The sequence below is a fragment of the Gemella morbillorum genome, from assembly GCF_900476045.1.
GTDB lineage: Bacteria > Bacillota > Bacilli > Staphylococcales > Gemellaceae > Gemella > Gemella morbillorum.
The window spans coordinates 739444-758200 of sequence record NZ_LS483440.1 but is presented as its reverse complement, the minus strand read 5'-3'; the positions used below and the strand labels follow the sequence as shown (position 1 = coordinate 758200).

The following is an 18757-nucleotide window of genomic DNA, read 5'->3' as shown; positions in this document are numbered from 1 at the left end:
TACAAATGAGGTACAAAATACAATAAATCTAAAGATGGATATATTATTATTATCACAAAATATTAGTCTAGTATTTCTTCTATACTTGGATCAATTCCTCGTATTTTTAATTCCCTTATCATATCTTGTGCCGAAAATCTATTTATATCCTTCGCTACATATCTTAATATTCTAGCAGCAACTTCTTTTACTGAATAAGAATATTCAGGGTTATTTTCATTTAGTGCCGAGTAGCCCAATTCACCAAAAGGATCCCAAGCGATATATCCACCACTAATTCTCCAAATATAATTCTGGTAATTTTCTTCTATGCTTCTTATGATATCAAACGCTTTCGACTCATCATTTTTCATCATAGTTAATACAGCAATAGAAAAACCTTCCCTTCTCTCTACTAAATATTTACAAAGATCATCCCCAGATAATCCATAAATAAATTCCTCCACTTCAGTAGTTAGATTTCCTTTTTTTATTTCTTCAAATATTTTCAACTTATAACTTTCGTTCATATTAATTTCAATTCTATTTTGTAATGCATCATACATTTCTCCTGCATCTTTATATCTATATTCAGGAAGCTTATGTGTAGCTTTTTCTGAAATATATTTCAATTCATGAGACGCGTTTTCAGAATCTTTTGTGAATATATAATTAATTATTTTTCCCAACGAATATACATCACTTTTTTTATCACTATTTTTTAACCCGCTCATTTGCTCCGGAGAACAATATAAGTATTGTCCAACACCTAAAGTTTCGTTTGTTTGATGTGAATGAATAATATTTATATTTTTCCCTAAACCAAAATCTCCAATCTTCAATTTACTTCCCACTTTAAATATATTAGTAGGACTTAAATCCCTATGCAATATGTTTCTTTCATGTACTAACTTCATAATTTTTACTAATTTATTCACTATCCAAACTTTATTCTCAATTGAATAATCCTTATCTAAATCAATAAATTCTTTCAAAGCACAATCTGCTTTTTCCATTCTATAACTAAATGAATTCTCATTAAAATCTACTACTTTAATTACTCCTTCTATATTGCCTATAGATTTAGTTATTTCGAACTCCCTCTTAAATCTACTTCTATCTGCGCTATTTTTCAAATAATCTTTTCTCAATTTCTTTACTACATAACCTGTAGATTTTTGGATAAATACTTCTGCAAAACCACCTTCACCTATTTTTTGGAGATCCTCATCTATATTTTCTAATATATAATTCCCTTGAAATTCAACTAACTCAGATCCGTCTATTCTTAGTATTCTATTAAATTCTAGAAATAATTTTTGTTTTAAATCTAAAGCATCTATTTCTGCTATATCTGAATCGTTCATAATATATATTTCATCTAGTATTATATTAAAAAATATATTGATTCTTTTAAGATTTATTAATTCTTCTAATCTATCTGACACGTATATATATCGTGTTGGAAATCCTTCTGTACTTGGGTTTTCAGGAGAAACTCCATACTCATGATTATATCCAAAGTTCTTATTGAAAAATTTTACAAGTTCATATCCACTTTTTCTCTTATAATATCTCGCTTCGTCACCTATAAAAATCTTTGATATTCTTTCAATTGTCTTTCTTTTAATCAACTTTTATCTCCTAATTTTTTAATTTATTTTCATCTGATAATTTAGGTATTTCTCTAAATTTTATTCTATTATTTAAATTCAAGTCTTTTAATATATACTTTCTCTCATAATTCTCTTTTTCGTATCTTCCAAATAACCTTGAAATTCCTTCTCTTAATTTTATAATTTCATTCTTCTCTGTAGTTCCTTCAAATACTGTATAGCAAAATTCAAAACATACATTTTCTTTTTTTACATATTCATCAAATATCATCCGAAAATATCCATAGTCAGCATCAGATAAAGAATGGCCATAAAATACTACTCTACTTACACTTTTATCTAATATAACATTTATTGGAGTAGACATACTTTCTTTAATAGTATTCATTTCCATTATTCTAGATACTTTTGTAAATCTATAACTTTCACTATCAGCATCAATTATATTATCATCAACTCCAAAGATTATATTTTTATTCTTTAAAGTTCCATGAATATTTCTAACCAGATTTACATGTATAAAATTATCTCTAAAATTAAATTTTTGTCCCCATGGTTCAGTATAATTAAATGATAAAATATTACAATTTATATTTTTATTATTTGTTTTACTATTCTTCAACAAATTGCTAGCTAAAATATTTGAATTATTTAAGTAGGGATTATGCGTATTAATTTTATTATCTAAATACATAATAAAATCACTTTCTACTTCTTTTAATTCTTCTAATAAAAGCTCTGCAACACAGTTTAGTAAATCTCTTAATTTATCAACTTCTACTTTAACTTTTTCATTTGAATACTCACTAGATAATAATATATCTTCTATCTTTTTATCGATACCTCCCTTCCACTCATTTAACCCATTAATTATATTTTTATATACTATATTATTATTTTGCTTACTCTTAATTTTACTATATAAGTTATAAGCCAATGCATTATATATATTTGGTAATAAATTATAATCTAGATTACTAAAAACTAATTTTATATTACTCTCTAAATTATTGTCAAATATGTATCTGGTTAAAATTCCAAATGCGACCTTAGAAAATATGTTTAGACCAAAATTATCTACAGTTATCTCCTGCAAAATTTGTGCTTCTATAAAATTCCAATCTTTTTTCATTAATAATTTTTTATATAAAAAGATTAAATACCAAATGTTTAGTTCTTCAATTTGATAATTTCTTCTATAATTTTGACTAAGATTATTAATTTTAAATACGTCCGAACAGAATTCTATATAATCTAAATATTTATTTAATATCTCATTTTCTGGATTTTCATTTTCTTCATTACTTTTTAATATATACATTAAAAAATCGTAATATGAGCTTTTTAATTCACATTGACGATCAAATCCATTTCCTATCACCAGCAAAACATCTGGAGTTATTAAATGTTCCATTTTACACCTCTTGTTCTCTTATAATTCCCTTCTATCCAAAGCTTTCTACCCCTATATTTATTTATATTCCAAATTTTTATCCATCTTAATTTCTAACTCCCCCACTCTCAACATAACTATAAAACTGATTATGTAACACCCTCATTTCATCTAAAGCTTTCATTGAGTGTTGATACATAAATGTATTACCGAATTCACTTCGGAATGTAAAACGCAGTCCAATACTCAATATTTGTACTGGTAGCATGTGTAACACTTTCATTTTTTTAGGAGTTAGCATTACTCCTAATTTACATAGAGAGTCCAAATTTTTCTTTATACTTATTGCCGTTTTTTTCATTAGCTCTTTGTCTTCTCCTGCTTTTTCTGGAACACCAGCTTCATAATAGGCATCTGCAATCGGAACTATCATAGCCAAATGACACAATTGCCATGCATGCATATCTTTTTCTATTTTATAAGGTATATGAGATTTTTTAAAGAGAATAGCTAATTGCGATAATCTTTTTGATTTATTACCATTTATTTCACCAAAAGTCGTCGCTTGGATAATACTAGGCGTAAGAGCAGCTTTTAGTATATTTCCTTCAAAACTACCTCCTGCTCCTGGAAATGCAGGTATTATTCTCCCTTTACCGCATATTTTCCCCCACACATCATATTTTTCTAATGTATTAACCATTGTCACAATATTAGGACTATTATTATTTTTTAGTTCCTCTAATGCTACATGGATTTGATTTGTTTTTACTGTCAAAAATACAAAATCATAAATATCATTATCTTCTAGCTTATGAATAATATTCACATTTGCTTTTTTTATATTTTTATTTTTAAAATATAATAACCCATTTTGTTTAAAAGATTCTAACCTCCTACCTCTTGCATATATAGTTGTATCAAATCCCACTTTACTAAATAGTGTCGCATATAAACATCCAATTACTCCTGCTCCATATATTAAGATTCTCATTATCTTATCTCCCTATTTAAAATTACTCTATTGTTATTATATCAAATATATTCAGCAGTATGTGACTAAAAAAGCAATATTAAATTAAAAATTTCATCTTTCATATTCACTCCTCCATATATTAGCCATTTTATTAGCATCTATTTATTTCCACTATAAAAACCTCAGAACACTTATGATGTTCTGAGGCTATTTTTATATTTTATTATCTTTTCACTATTTCTTCTAATAGCATTTTGTTAATCATTTGTGGGTTGGCTTGTCCTTTAGAAGCTTTCATAATTTGTCCTACTAAGAAACCAATAGCACGGTCGCGTCCGTTTTTGTAGTCTTCGATAGATTTTGGATTGTTATCTAATGCTTCGTTAACCCAAGCAAGTAGTTGTCCGCTATCTGATACTTGTACAAGACCTTTTTCTTTAACGATTTGTGCAGCATCTCCACCGTGTTCGATAAGTTCTGCAAATACTTTTTTCGCGATTTTACTTGAGATTGTTCCATCAGTAATTAGTTTAATCATTCCTGCTAAACCTTCTGCAGTAAGTTCAGTTTCGCTAAGTTCTTTTTGAACTTTATTTAAATAAGCATTCACATCTACCATTAGATAGTTAGATGCTAATTTTGCATCAGCTCCTAATGATACAGTTTTTTCAAACATATCTGACATTTCTTTTGTTAGCGTCAGTACGTGTGCGTCATATGCTGGTAGTCCAAGTTCTTCTTGGTATCTTTTTTGACGAGCATCTGGAAGTTCTGGGATAGTTTTTCTTACTTCTTCCATCCATTCATCAGAGATAATCATAGGTACGATATCTGGCTCTGGGAAGTAACGGTAATCATCAGAACCTTCTTTAACACGCATTAGTTTTGTAGTTCCTGTTGTTTCATCGAAACGACGTGTTTCTTGCTCGATTTTTCCTCCTGATAGGATTACTTGTTCTTGACGTTTTTCTTCATACTCAAGACCTTTTCTTACGAAAGTAAATGAGTTTAAGTTTTTAAGCTCTGTTTTTGTACCAAATTTATCTTGACCATAAGGACGAATAGAAATATTCGCGTCACAACGCATAGATCCTTCTTCCATCTTAACGTCTGATACTTCGATATATTGAATAATTGAACGTAGTTTTTCTAAGTAAGCATATGCTTCTTCTGGTGTTCTAATATCTGGCTCAGATACGATTTCGATAAGAGGTGTTCCTTGACGGTTAAGGTCTACTAGTGAATAACCATTTTTGTGAGTTAGTTTACCAGCATCTTCTTCAAGGTGAGCACGTGTAATACCGATACGTTTTGTTTCTCCGTTTACTTCGATATCAATCCATCCGTTTTCCCCGATTGGTTGATCGAATTGAGAGATTTGGTATGCTTTCGGGTTATCTGGATAGAAGTAGTTTTTTCTATCAAATTTTGACTCGCGAGCTACTGTCATGTTAAGAGCCATTGCAGCTTTCATTCCCCATTCTACCGCTCTTTTGTTTACCACTGGAAGTACCCCAGGGTATCCTAAGTCGATTACGTTAGTGTTAGTATTCGGTTCTGCACCAAAGTGAGCTGGAGATGGTGAAAATATTTTTGAATCTGTTTTTAATTCTACATGGACTTCTAGTCCAATTACTGTTTCAAAATGCATCTTGTTTCTCCTATTATAATTCTATTTTTTTATCGTGTAAGTTGTAGTGTTGTTCGAAGTTGTACGCTACATCATACAATGTTGATTCTGCGAATGGTTTTGCGATTAATTGCATACCGATTGGACGTTTACCTTTAAATCCACATGGAATGCTTAATCCTGGTAGTCCAGCCATGTTAACTGGAATAGTCAGTATATCATTTGCGTACATTGTAACTGGGTCTCCGATTTCTTCTCCGATATTGAATGCAACTGTTGGAGCTGTTGGTCCGATGATTACATCATATTCTTTGAATACTCTATCGAAATCTTCTTTGATTAAAGTACGAACCTGTTGTGCTTTTTTGTAGTATGCATCGTAATATCCTGAAGATAATACATATGTTCCTAACATAATACGACGTTTAACCTCAGCACCGAATCCCTCTCCACGAGTTTTTTTGTAGATTTCTTCTAAGTTAGTTGCATTTGGACTTCTGTATCCATAGCGAATTCCGTCAAAACGTGAAAGGTTCGAACTTGCTTCAGCTGATGCGATAATGTAGTATGTTGAGATAGCATAGTCTGTATTTGGAAGGCTTACTTCTTCTACTATTGCTCCCTGACTTTCTAGGTATTTTACACCATCAAGAACTGCTTTTTTAACATCTTCATCAATTCCTGCACCAAAGTATTCTTTCGGAAGGGCAATTTTTTTACCTTTAATATCTCCAGTAATAATTTTGCTGAATTCTGGTACTTCTACTGGTGCACTCGTCATATCATGAGCATCTAATCCAGAGATGATTTCTAATACGCGTGCATTGTCTTTTACTGTACGTGTCATTGGCCCGATTTGGTCAAGAGATGATGCAAAGGCAACAAGACCAAAACGTGATACACGTCCGTATGTTGGTTTAAGTCCAACAACACCACAGTATGATGCTGGTTGACGTACTGATCCACCAGTATCACTTCCTAGTGTAAAGCTAACTTGCCCTGCAGCTATAGCTGTCGCACTACCACCACTTGATCCTCCAGGTACTGCATCTAAGTCATGCGGGTTACGAGTAAGTTTGTAATAAGAGTTTTCTGTAGATCCTCCCATCGCGAACTCGTCCATGTTTAGTTTCCCCATAAGGATTGGATTTTCCGCATTAAGTTTATTCATTACTGTCGCATCATAAATTGGATTAAATCCTTCCAAAATTTTTGATGCACATGTTGTTTGGATATCTTTTGTTACGATATTATCTTTGATTCCCATAGGAATACCGAATAATTTTCCAGTTGCTTGCCCACTTTCTTGGAGTTTATCCATAGCTTCTGCTTGTTTAAGTGCAATCTCTTCTGTAACTGTAATAAAAGATCCAACTTTTTCTTCAGTTGCTTTAATTCTGTCTAATGATTCTTTTACTAAATCACTTGGTTTAATTTCTTTGTTTTTCAGTTTAAGTTCTAAACTTTCTATTGATTCATGTATTAAACTCATCAAATTATCTCCTTATTATTAATCTATGATAGTAGGTACTTTGAATTGTCCTGCTTCTGTTTCGTGAGCATTTTTAAGAACTTCTTCTCTATCCATTCCAGGCTCTGCTACATCCTCACGGAAAACATTCACTAAGTCTAAAACGTGATATGTTGGTTTTACATTTTCTGTTGGTGCACTGTTTACTTCGTTGAATAAATCTACAACTTTTTCTAATTTTTCAATGTATCCTGCAACTTCCTCTTCTTTGATTTCTAATCTTGAAAGATGTGCAATATGATTTACTTGTTCTCTTGTAATTGTTGACATATATGTTCCTCCAATTTTGTATTGTTTTTCATTTACTTTATTTTAGCATAAAGTCTATTATTAATTAGGTAATGCTATCAAGATTTTTTCCATTTATATAAATTAAAAAGTCCCACATAGTTAATTAAAACTATATGGGACGATTACTAATTTCGTGGTGCCACCCTAATTCATATCAGAATACCGATACCTCAATAAAGTATATTTTATTTTATAAAAAGTGTTGCTTATTTCAATCATTTATATTTAATCTTTCAGCCTACGGATTAAACTCTCTTCTATAATAGAAACATGAAATAAAAGTCTTTTTACTAAATTTGTTACGGTTATCTTATAATAATATACTATACAGCCTATAATGTCAAGGAAATTACAGAACTTACACAAATATCATTTATAGTTTACTTTTATATTTTTATTAAACTTAGTTTTTACATAAAACGTATTAGTTTCTAAGTGTATATATTTTCCAAAATTATTTAGTTATTTATATTGAAACATTAATATTATTTTCTCCTTATTCATTAAGGTTATTCATTCTTTTAGAAACAACACACAAAATTATTTTGTCAAGCTGTTTTCGTAAAGTTAATTACATATAAAAATCTTCTATAAGTACGTCTGAGTGTTGATAAATTACTTAATATTTATCATAGTTAATTAATTTTTTACTAATTTTATTTTTTAGTACTTAATATACTTCCTTATACATTATTTCTTTAATTTAGAAGCTTTTTTACATCTTCAATATCTAGAACTTTCGCAAAGCGATTATTCCAAATATAATCTTGATAAAAGTCAATAATTTGCTGTGCTTTTAAATGATTATTATCAAAAGTTGTGATAGCATCTCTCACTAAAACTTGTTCAAAGCCATACTCAAAACCAATTTTTAATGAGGTATCAATACAAAACTCTGCTTGCATCCCCACCATAGTATAACTCTTAATTCCTTTACTATCAAGGTAAGCTTTTACATCTGTTTTTTTGAATATAGAGTTAAAATTTTTATTAAAAATTTTGTCCTGAGGTCGTGGACTTAATTCGTGATATATTAACCAGCTTTGGTCCCCTTCTGAAAGAAAACCTTCAGATTCTGTATGGCGGATATAAATAATATCTCTACCAGCTTCTTCAAAACTCGAAATAGTTTCCTTCACTTTCTTAATATAATTCTCTTTATTAGCAGGGCCAAGGTTAATTAATCCTTCCTGAATATCAATAACAATCAATGCTTCCATCATATTTATTCTCCTTTGGAGTCCATTATTTGTAAAAATTATAACAACTTTTACAATACCTGTCAATCAACATATTTTTAAATTTTTTGTTTGATTAAAAAGTATAAATAGTGTAATATATGTAGATATATTACATAGAATTTAATAACAAAATTATATTATTTTATATTCTAATTAACCCTATTAATAGTTTGATTCTTTTTAATTTTAGACTATAATATAAAATTTAAAATATTTGTGAGGTATAAAATGGAAAATTGGATTGAAATTACAATTCACACTACTAACGAAGCTAGTGAAATAGTTGAATCTATTTTGTTAGATTATGGTTCTACTGGTGTTGCTATCGAAGACCCTACTACACTAGAAGAAAATCTACACGATGACTTTGGTACTATTGTTGAACTTAGTCCAACTGATTATCCAGAAATTGGAGTTATAGTTAAAGGATATATTAATGAACTAAACTTTGATGATGAAACTTTTAATCGTTTTAAAGATGAATTAGAACAATTAGGAAAAAATATTAATATTGGAGAATTCTTCAAAATCGAAACTACTACTATTCAAGATAGCGATTGGGAAAATTCTTGGAAGGATTATTTCGATATTCTTAATATCGGAGAAAAATTTGTAATTGTACCAACTTGGCGCAAGTATGAGAATGAGGAAGATAAATATGTAATCAATATTGATCCTGGTATGGCTTTTGGTACTGGTGGGCATGAGACTACTTCTCTTTGTATTAAAAACTTAGAAAAATATGTTAAACCTCATGATAATGTTATCGATGTAGGTTGCGGAAGTGGTATTCTAAGTATTGCAGCCAGTTACCTAACTGACGGTAGTCTTAAAGCTGTTGATCTTGATAAACTTGCTGTTGACGTTTCTCGTGAAAATTTCGCCCTTAATAATCTTGAAAATCGTATTGAAGTTGAGGAAGCTAGCCTTCTTACTAAAGAAACAAAAAAATATGATGTTATAGTTGCTAATATATTAGCTCATATTATTGAACTTATGTTGAAAGATGCTTATAAACTACTTGAAGATGGCGGATACTTCATCACTTCTGGAATCATCAAAGATAAAAAAGATGAATTACTAGAAAAAATGTTAGAACAAGGTTTTAAACTTGTTGAAGAAACTTCAGATAACGAATGGTACTCATTTGTTGTAACTAAATAAAGTTAATTAGAAAGAGACTAAAAATAATTTTTTAGTCTCTTTTGTTTATTATTTTGCTTCTGGTAGTTCAATAGCGTTGCATGTTGAACCTTTAGTTAAGTCATTGTTTACATCTATAAAATGTTTTTATAGTATATGTTTAAAATATAACTAAACTTATATAATAATATTAAAAATTTATTCTTCTTAGCTATGTTTTGCACTTAATTATGAATTGATATTTACACATTGTTTTCATTATTTTCATGTTAATATTATTGCTTATTTTCAAGGACTTAATTATTGAAATATTACCATATAATATCAATAATATTACTTGAATATTTCAATATATTGTGCTAATATTATTTTTGCGGATAACGCAAAAAATAAAAATTAAATATATACAGGAGGAAAATTATTATGGAGAAAGAAGCTAAAAAGATATTTTGGTATACATTAGCTTTTATGGCCTTCTCTACTGTTTGGGCATTTGGTAACATCGTTAACGGTTACTCGGAATTTGGCGGGCTTAAATCTATTTTCTCATGGGTTTTAATATTTGCTATTTACTTTATTCCATATTCACTTATTGTTGGGGAACTAGGATCTACATTCAAAGACGCTGGTGGAGGTGTTAGTTCTTGGATTAGCGAAACACACAGTAAATTATTAGCTTACTATGCAGGTTGGACAATATGGGTAGTTCATATGCCTTATATTTCTCAAAAACCATCACGTATTATTGCGGCATTCAGTTGGGCTATATACAGAGATAACCGCATTAGTAAAATGGATATTACATTTGTGCAAATTATTTCACTTGTAATATTCTTAGTAGCGTTATTTTTAGCTGCAAGAGGAATCAACTTCATTAAAAAACTTGCAACATTAGCAGGTTCGTCAATGTTTATTATGTCGTTATTATTCATATTTATGGCTATTTCTGCACCATCTATTACGGGTGCAAAAACTTATAATATCGATTGGTCTTTAGATACATTTATGCCAACATTCGATGTTAAGTATGTAACCTCAATAGCTATCTTAGTCTTTGCCGTCGGTGGCTGTGAGAAAATTTCGCCTTATGTTAATAAGATGAAAAAACCTTCAACTGATTTCCCGAAAGGAATGATGACTTTAGTTCTTATGGTTGTAACAACAGCTATTTTAGGAACATTCGCACTTGCTTTAATGTTTGATACTAATAATATTCCAAAAGATTTACTAACTAATGGTACTTATTACGCATTCCAAACATTAGGTAACTACTACGGCGTTGGTAACTTGTTCTTAGTTATTTATGCAGTAGTTGATTTTATCGGGCAAGTTTCTATCGTTATTATCTCGATCGATGCTCCATTACGTATGCTATTAGGAAGCGCTGATGAGCAATATATACCTAAAAAATTACTAGTTAAAAATGAAAACGATGTTTACACTAATGGTCTAAAACTAGTTGGTGTAATCGTATCTATCCTTATCATAATTCCGATGTTTGGGATTAAAGAGGTAAATGAGCTGTTCAGATGGTTAGTTAAATTAAACGCTGTTTGTATGCCTCTACGTTATTTATGGGTATTTGCCGCTTATATTTTCTTGAAAAAAGCAGCAGAGAAATTCCAATCAGAATACAAATTTGTTAAAAATAAATATGTTGGTATTGGTTTAGGAGCATGGTGTTTCTTCCTTACTGCATTCGCTTGTATCACTGGAATGTATACACCAGGAAGTCCATTCCAAACAGCAATGAACATTATTACACCAATAGTTCTTATCTCACTTGGTTTAATTATGCCTCTTCTTGCGAAAAAAAATAATAGTAAATAAGTATATTTATCTCCCTACAACGTATGGAGTCCAAGATATACAATTATAAAATGCTAAGTAACGTTTAGATACTTAGCATTTTCTTTTTATTATTAGTTATTATATTTAAAATACTTCCTTCTTTTAATCCACCCTATTACACTTATACTAAATCTTATAATTATCATTATAGCAGTTAATACTAATAAAACTATATTTAATTTGAAATAAAATAATGTACTTCCATCATCTGTCGTAAAAATACTAACAAAAAAGCCAAGAGATGCCCACGGCATCACAATAAAACATTCTAACAATAAACTTACTATATTATATATTTTCCACTTTTTTGATAACCATATTTTTTCTTGTTTGTTTTTTCTTTTTATCAACATACGGATTAATATTAAAAAAAGTACTAACTCTATTAAAAAATATCCATTTAAAGCAAATAAAAGTACAACCTCTTCTTTTATATTCATAATTTCCTTAATCTCCAATACCCAATTTAAATTTCCAATTACCCTACATTATAATTTATATTAATATACTTTTCAAGAAATATTGAACTACTCATTTCTTATTAAAATCAAAGCACTTTTACTATTTGTACTTCTATTATATAATTATATAGAAATATATTTTAAAACACCTCAATTATTTGAAAGGAGTGAATTTTTTGGAAGTTAATAGATTACATGTTGACTTTGATCTTCAAAGTAGTTATGAACCAAAAGGAGACCAAGTAAATGCTATTCGTGAACTTACCGAGGGACTTAATAATGGTGAAAAATATCAAACTCTTCTTGGGGCTACAGGTACTGGTAAAACTTTTACAATTGCTAACATTGTAAAAAATGTTGGTAAACCTACTCTTGTCCTTGCTCATAACAAAACATTAGCTGGTCAGTTATACAATGAATTAAAAGAATTTTTCCCAAATAATCGTGTTGAATATTTTGTATCTTACTATGATTATTTCCAACCAGAAGCATATGTTCCATCAACTGACACATATATCGAGAAAGATTCTTCTGTCAATGATGAAATAGATAAACTACGCCACAGTGCCACATCTTCATTATTCGACCGTGATGATGTTATTATTGTTTCTAGTGTCAGCTGTATCTATGGTCTTGGATCTCCAGAGGAATATTCTTCACTTGTCCTGTCATTACGTGTTGGAGACGAAATTAATCGCAATAAAATATTAGAAAAATTAATTAATATTCAATATATGCGTAATGATATAGATTTTACCCGTGGAACTTTTAGAGTACGTGGTGATGTTATTGAAATCTTCCCTGCATCACGAAGCGAAAATTCAGTTCGTATAGAAATGTTTGGTGATGAGATAGAACGTATCCGCGAAATCAATTCTCTTACTGGAGAAGTTCTTTCTGAACTTAATCATATAGCTATTTATCCTGCGAGCCACTTCGTTGCAGGTGAGGAAAAAACTAAAGAAGCTATCAAACGTATTCGTGCTGAACTAGAAGATAGACTAAAAGTTTTTAATTTAGAAAACAAACTGTTAGAAGCACAACGTTTAGAACAACGTACTAACTATGACCTAGAAATGATGGAGGAAATGGGATTTTGTTCAGGAATAGAGAACTATTCACTACATTTAACATTGCGTGAACCTGGTTCTACTCCTTATACATTGTTAGACTATTTCCCTAAAGATTGGTTACTTGTTGTTGATGAATCTCACGTTACCCTACCTCAAGTAAGAGGAATGTTTAATGGAGACCGCGCTCGTAAACAAGTCCTTGTAGATTATGGGTTTAGATTACCTACTGCTTTAGACAATCGCCCACTAAACTTTACAGAATTCGAAAACAAATTAAACCAAGCTATTTTTGTTTCAGCTACGCCTGGTGATTATGAATTAGAACATAGTTCTAAAATTACTGAACAAATTATTCGACCTACTGGGTTACTTGATCCGATAATTGATGTCCGACCAGTTAGTGATCAAGTGTTTGATATAACTAAAGAAGCGGAGAAAATCATCGAAAAAGGTGAACGTGTTCTTATTACTACACTTACTAAAAAAATGGCAGAAGCACTTACCGCTTATCTTAAAGAAAATGGTCTTAAAGTAGAATATCTTCATTCTGATATTAAAACTTTGGAGCGTACAGAAATAATTCGAAACTTGCGTCTTGGAAAATTTGATATTCTTGTCGGAATAAACCTATTACGTGAAGGTCTTGATATTCCAGAAGTATCGCTAGTTGCTATATTAGATGCCGATAAAGAAGGGTTTTTACGTGGTGATAAGGCATTATTACAAACAATCGGACGTGCCGCTCGTAACGCTAATGGGCGTGTAATAATGTATGCTGATAATATTACACGAAGTATGCGTAAAGCGATAGATGAAACTAATCGTCGTCGAGAAATTCAAATGGCTTATAATGAAGAACATGGAATTACTCCACAAACAATTATTAAAGGTATTCGAGATAGCATTAGTGCGAAAAAAGAAGTTCTTCCAGATGAGTCTGTAGAACTTGTACAAGATACAAATATTACTGATGATAATATAGAAGAACACTTAGCAGAACTAGAGCAAGAAATGTTCGCTGCTGCTGGGAAATTCGACTTTGAGCGTGCAGCAGTTCTTCGTGATACTATCGCAGAGCTAAAAGAAAAATACAAAATTTAAAATAACAGCTAGATACTAATTTAAACATTATATCTAGCTGTTATTTATTATAACTTTATTCAAATTTATAAAATTTCAATTCCCACTGTTTATTTTTTAATCTCAACTAAATGCCCATCTTCCATGCGATAGACTCTATCTACTTTATCCAATAAACGTGTATCATGAGTAATCATAACAACACCTTTATTTTGTTTATGAGCAATTTCAGCTAATAAATCTGCCACCTGATGAGCACGATTAGTATCTAAACTCGCCGTTGGTTCATCTGCCAAAATAACTCTAGGATTATTGTATAGCGCACGTGCTATAGCTGCTCTTTGACGTTCTCCTCCTGATAATTCTTTCGGATAAGAATTTTTTAGCTTTTCTAGTCCTAACATATCAAATAGTTCTTTACGATTCATCTTATCTTTTTCTAGAGTGCCCAACTTATCTATCAAGTCTAATTGTTCTCCTACTTTCAGAAATGGAATTAGATTAGACGCCTGTAATATAAATCCAAATTCTTCAAAGCGAAGTTCTGTTTTTCTCTTTTCATTAAGATTAGTTATATTTTCTCCACAAAATGTTATTTCTCCACTTGTTGCTTCTTGTAAATTTCCAAGAATAGTTAAAAAAGTCGTTTTCCCAGAACCTGAAGGACCTATAATAGCAACAAATTCTCCTTCATTTAGATAAAATTCAGTTGGATATAATGCTGTAAATTGCATATCTCCATCATTATATACCTTAGTTATATTAGTCATTGTTATTAGATTCATTATATTCCTCCTATTCAGCTATTGCTTTAATTGGCGATATTTTTAAAATTTTTGGTAGTGAGATTAATCCACCAATTAATGATACTAAAATAATAGAAATACTAAGTATCGAATAAGCTAGCCAATTCACTTCAAAAAATAGTGTTTTAGGAATAATATATTTTGTTCCTAATACAGCAAGTAGAGCAGTTCCTACGCCAACACTTGATAAAATAAGAATCTGCCAAAATAACGCTGACACAATATCTTTAACTTTTATACCTTGGGCTCTCATAATCCCGTAAAGCCCTAATTTTTGGATAGTGATAATGTAAATAAAGATACCAATAACTAAACTTGTGATTAACACTAATGCTCCTATCATTCCTGCAAAAACACTCTTTTGCGCCGAGTACCCTGGTATACTCTTAATTACTTCATCTGTATTTAGTTGTAACAAGCCATCTCCAGCTACTTCCCCATCATTAACTTTTACTATCGCTGATATCACCTTACTACCATTTATAGTTCCTTTTATAGTCCAATATGTTTCCAAGTTTGTATATATTATAGTAGATGTTAAAAATTTATTATTTTTTGTTATTCCAACGATTGTATATTCATCTTTACTACCATTAATAAATATTTTACTTCCTAACTGTATTCCATAATTATTAATAGATTTATCTGCAACTATTTCATTATTGCTAGTAGGATACCTTCCCTCTTCTAATTTCGGAATAATTTTAGTATCCCATTCTTGTGCAAAGACAGAAACATTAATTTTTTTATCATTATTTTCTAAGTTCACTACAGCCGGAGTATATCCCAAAGGAATAGTATTTTCATCCAAATTATTTTCATATTGATTTTTAGGAATGAACGATGCCGTTAAATTTTTGTTAGCATATTCCGATAGTACTACAGAACGTGCTTGCCAACTGTCAATTGCTGACCTATTATCTTTCATTAGCCCTAACGCTAGACTTGTCATGAAAAAAACCATGTACGTTATAAGAAAGGTGATTGCCACAACTAATAAATAACGCAACTTATTGTATAATATTTCTTTTAATGCTAAATACATATATCAATAACCTCTTCTATTTTTATTTGTTTCTTAACATTAACATAAACCCATTCATTCAGCAATTAATTGAATTTTATATTTTAAAAAAATATTCCATTTTTATTTTTTATGGTATAATGTAATAATAGACTATTACTTTAGTCAACCTCATTTTTAGTTAGGAGATGTTAAAATGATAAAACAAAATATTGGAATTATATATGGTGGGAAAAGTGCTGAGCATTCTGTATCACTATTAACAGCAAAATCAATTATTAATGCAATCAACAAAGAAAAATATAACGTATTCCCTATCTTTATATCTTTAAATGGAGAATGGGCTCGCGGAGAACAAATAACATCTGAAATAAAAGATCACAAAGAACTTATCTTCTCTAACTTTGATAATGATATAAGTGGATTACTATTTGAAGATAATCATAAATTTGATATTGTGTTCCCTGTTTTACATGGACCAAACGGAGAAGATGGAACAATTCAAGGTTTACTAGAAATAATGGATATTGCTTATGTTGGCAATAATGTACTATCTAGTGCAGCTGGTATGGATAAAGTAATTATGAAGCAATTATTTGCAGCATATGATTTACCACAATTACCATACACTCACTTTATCGAGTATAACTGGAAAAAGAACAAAAATAAAATTATTAAAGAAATTAATGACAATCTAAAATATCCCGTTTTTGTTAAACCTGCAAACTTAGGATCATCTGTAGGTATCAGTCGTTGTAATGATGAAAAACAATTAATAAAAGGTATTGAAGAAGCTCTTAAATTCGACAAGAAAATTGTTATTGAACAAGGTGCTGTTGGAGCAAAAGAGATTGAAGTAGCTGTTCTTGGATACAATGAAGTAAGGACTACTGATCCTGGAGAAATCGTAAACATTTCTACAACTGAGTTCTATGATTATGAAACTAAATATACTGATGGCCAATCTCGTATGGATATTCCTGCTCCTATTGATACAGCTTTATACTCAGAATTTAGAGAAATGGCAGAAACTGCATTCCGTGCAATTAGTGGTTCTGGTTTAGTACGTGCCGACTTCTTCTATACTAAAGAAGGAAAAATCTTTATTAACGAAGTAAACACAATGCCTGGTTTCACTCCATTTTCTATGTTCCCATCACTTTGGGCAAATATGAATGTTACCTACCCTGAAATAATCGAAGAGTTATTCGATTTAGCATTAGAGCGTTACGAAGACCGCAAAAACTTATTAACAGAAGAATAGGAAATTACTATGAAATATTTTGTTAAAGACTTAGAAAATATATTAAATGCTAAAAAAATAAATTTAGTAGATAATAAAGAAATCACAGGAATTGCTATTGATAGCCGAAAAGTAAAAGAAGGAGACTTATTTATTCCTTTCTTAGGAGAAAATGTTGATGGCCATGATTATATCGAAAGTGCATTTGAAAAAGGTGCTGTCGCTTCATTATCTCTAAAAGATGATTTTGAAAGTGACAATAATATAATTTATGTGAATGATAGCTATGAGGCTATTCAAACACTGGCTAAACATTATTTAGAATGCTTAAATGTAAAAATTGTTGCTATAACTGGAAGCAACGGAAAAACTACGACAAAAGATATAGTTACAAGTATTTTAGAAACAAAATTCAAAGTTCATAAAACACAAGGTAATTTCAACAATGAATTAGGTGTTCCGCTGACTATTCTTGCTGCGCCAGAAGATAGTGACATTCTTGTACTTGAAATGGGAGCTGATAACTTTGGTCAACTTGACTTCTTGTCAAAATTAGTAAAACCAGATTATACGATAATTACTAATATCGGAGAAAGTCATATCGAATTTTTCGGCTCACGAGCAGGTATAGCCAAAGCAAAATTTGAAATTACAAATGGTATGAAAAAAGATGGCTTCTTCGTCTACAATGGGGACGAACCATTATTAAAAGAATTAGTAGAAAATTCTAGTATAAATGCTACTTCGTGCGGAGAAAATTCTTACAACCATATTATTCTAGAAAACTATACTATCACCCGTGATAAGATAGATTTCAAACTTAATATCGATAAGAATAGTTTTTTTACTACATTAAAAGGTAAGCATAACCTATTTAATATAATGTTTGCAGTAGCAATAGCTAAAAAAATTGGTCTAACGAATGAAGAAATTCGTCACGCAATAGATAATATTTCTAAAATTACTAATATGCGTTTAGAAAGTATCCCATACGCAGAAGATTCGTTAATTATTAACGATGCTTATAATGCCAGTCCTACTTCTATGAAAGCTGCTGTTGATGTTATTAGTGATTTGAATGATTTTGAATTCAAAACGCTTGTCCTTGGTAGCATGTTCGAACTTGGGCCAAATGAAGTTGAGTATCATAGTGGAGTTGGTACTTATATAAATAACAATTCTCGTGGTATTAATCTTGTTATTAGTGTTGGCGACCTTGCAAAAAATATTACAGACAATATTAATAATAAAGATATAAACACCCTTCACTTTTCAACTGTTGAAGAAGTTACTGATTATCTAAAAGCTAATAAACACAAAAACGAAGTAATCTTGTTTAAAGCAAGCCGTTCTATGAAACTAGAAACAATTATTAACGATATTAAATAAAAATAAAAGTTGAATACAGATAGCTTTTTA

The 18757-nt window shown here is 30.2% G+C and carries 15 protein-coding genes; 5 read left to right on the top strand and 10 right to left on the bottom strand.

Translation table 11 applies throughout. From position 1 onward, the window contains the following. Positions 1-62: 62 nt before the first annotated feature. The 7 genes from DQN46_RS03740 to DQN46_RS03710 form a co-directional block, all read right to left on the bottom strand. On the bottom strand, positions 63-1613 hold the full coding sequence (locus DQN46_RS03740; protein WP_111743059.1) for a protein kinase domain-containing protein: 1551 nt from the start codon (positions 1611-1613) through the stop codon (positions 63-65). A 10-nt stretch (positions 1614-1623) separates the two neighbouring features. After that, positions 1624-3009, bottom strand: a complete 1386-nt coding sequence (locus tag DQN46_RS03735) for an AbiH family protein (protein WP_111743058.1) — start codon at positions 3007-3009, stop codon at positions 1624-1626. An 85-nt stretch (positions 3010-3094) separates the two neighbouring features. Beyond that, positions 3095-3982 carry a ketopantoate reductase family protein gene (locus DQN46_RS03730; RefSeq protein ID WP_111743057.1) on the bottom strand — a complete coding sequence of 296 codons (888 nt, stop codon included), beginning with the start codon at positions 3980-3982 and terminating at the stop codon, positions 3095-3097. Between the two features lie 205 nt (positions 3983-4187). Further along, entirely contained in the window at positions 4188-5615 is a 1428-nt protein-coding gene (gene gatB / locus DQN46_RS03725; protein ID WP_111743056.1) for an Asp-tRNA(Asn)/Glu-tRNA(Gln) amidotransferase subunit GatB, read from the bottom strand. A 13-nt stretch (positions 5616-5628) separates the two neighbouring features. After that, complete coding sequence (gatA, locus tag DQN46_RS03720) at positions 5629-7086, bottom strand: Asp-tRNA(Asn)/Glu-tRNA(Gln) amidotransferase subunit GatA (RefSeq protein WP_111743055.1); 1458 nt, start codon at positions 7084-7086, stop codon at positions 5629-5631. A gap of 18 nt (positions 7087-7104) precedes the next feature. Further along, entirely contained in the window at positions 7105-7395 is a 291-nt protein-coding gene (gatC, locus tag DQN46_RS03715; RefSeq protein WP_004632186.1) for an Asp-tRNA(Asn)/Glu-tRNA(Gln) amidotransferase subunit GatC, read from the bottom strand. A 719-nt stretch (positions 7396-8114) separates the two neighbouring features. Then, a complete protein-coding gene (locus DQN46_RS03710; RefSeq protein WP_197712531.1) occupies positions 8115-8636 on the bottom strand; it encodes a cysteine hydrolase family protein in 522 nt (173 codons plus the stop codon). Positions 8637-8885: 249 nt separating this feature from the next. Here DQN46_RS03710 and prmA point away from each other — a divergent pair, with 249 nt between their 5' ends. Together prmA and DQN46_RS03700 are read left to right on the top strand one after the other, a co-directional pair. Next, positions 8886-9821: a 50S ribosomal protein L11 methyltransferase gene (gene prmA, locus DQN46_RS03705; protein WP_111743054.1), complete on the top strand. Its 936-nt coding sequence runs from the start codon at positions 8886-8888 to the stop codon at positions 9819-9821. Positions 9822-10223: 402 nt separating this feature from the next. Further along, a complete protein-coding gene (locus DQN46_RS03700; protein ID WP_004632189.1) occupies positions 10224-11630 on the top strand; it encodes an APC family permease in 1407 nt (468 codons plus the stop codon). A 92-nt stretch (positions 11631-11722) separates the two neighbouring features. Here DQN46_RS03700 and DQN46_RS03695 read toward each other — a convergent pair whose 3' ends face one another. After that, a complete protein-coding gene (locus DQN46_RS03695) occupies positions 11723-12091 on the bottom strand; it encodes a hypothetical protein (protein WP_111743053.1) in 369 nt (122 codons plus the stop codon). A gap of 197 nt (positions 12092-12288) precedes the next feature. On the opposite strand from DQN46_RS03695, the gene uvrB reads away from it, so the two are divergent. Then, a complete protein-coding gene (gene uvrB / locus DQN46_RS03690) occupies positions 12289-14286 on the top strand; it encodes an excinuclease ABC subunit UvrB (protein WP_111743052.1) in 1998 nt (665 codons plus the stop codon). An 89-nt stretch (positions 14287-14375) separates the two neighbouring features. Here the strand turns inward: uvrB and DQN46_RS03685 are convergent, their stop codons facing one another. Both DQN46_RS03685 and DQN46_RS03680 read right to left on the bottom strand, forming a co-directional pair. Further along, entirely contained in the window at positions 14376-15050 is a 675-nt protein-coding gene (locus tag DQN46_RS03685; protein WP_004632192.1) for an ABC transporter ATP-binding protein, read from the bottom strand. A gap of 10 nt (positions 15051-15060) precedes the next feature. Next, positions 15061-16116, bottom strand: a complete 1056-nt coding sequence (locus DQN46_RS03680) for an ABC transporter permease (protein WP_111743050.1) — start codon at positions 16114-16116, stop codon at positions 15061-15063. Positions 16117-16291: 175 nt separating this feature from the next. Between DQN46_RS03680 and DQN46_RS03675 the strand changes: the two genes are divergently transcribed. Together DQN46_RS03675 and DQN46_RS03670 are read left to right on the top strand one after the other, a co-directional pair. Next, positions 16292-17359, top strand: coding sequence for a D-alanine--D-alanine ligase (locus DQN46_RS03675; RefSeq protein ID WP_111743049.1), 1068 nt, complete (start codon positions 16292-16294; stop codon positions 17357-17359). A gap of 9 nt (positions 17360-17368) precedes the next feature. After that, positions 17369-18727: a UDP-N-acetylmuramoyl-tripeptide--D-alanyl-D-alanine ligase gene (locus DQN46_RS03670; RefSeq protein ID WP_111743048.1), complete on the top strand. Its 1359-nt coding sequence runs from the start codon at positions 17369-17371 to the stop codon at positions 18725-18727. The last annotated feature ends 30 nt before the right edge of the window (positions 18728-18757 follow it).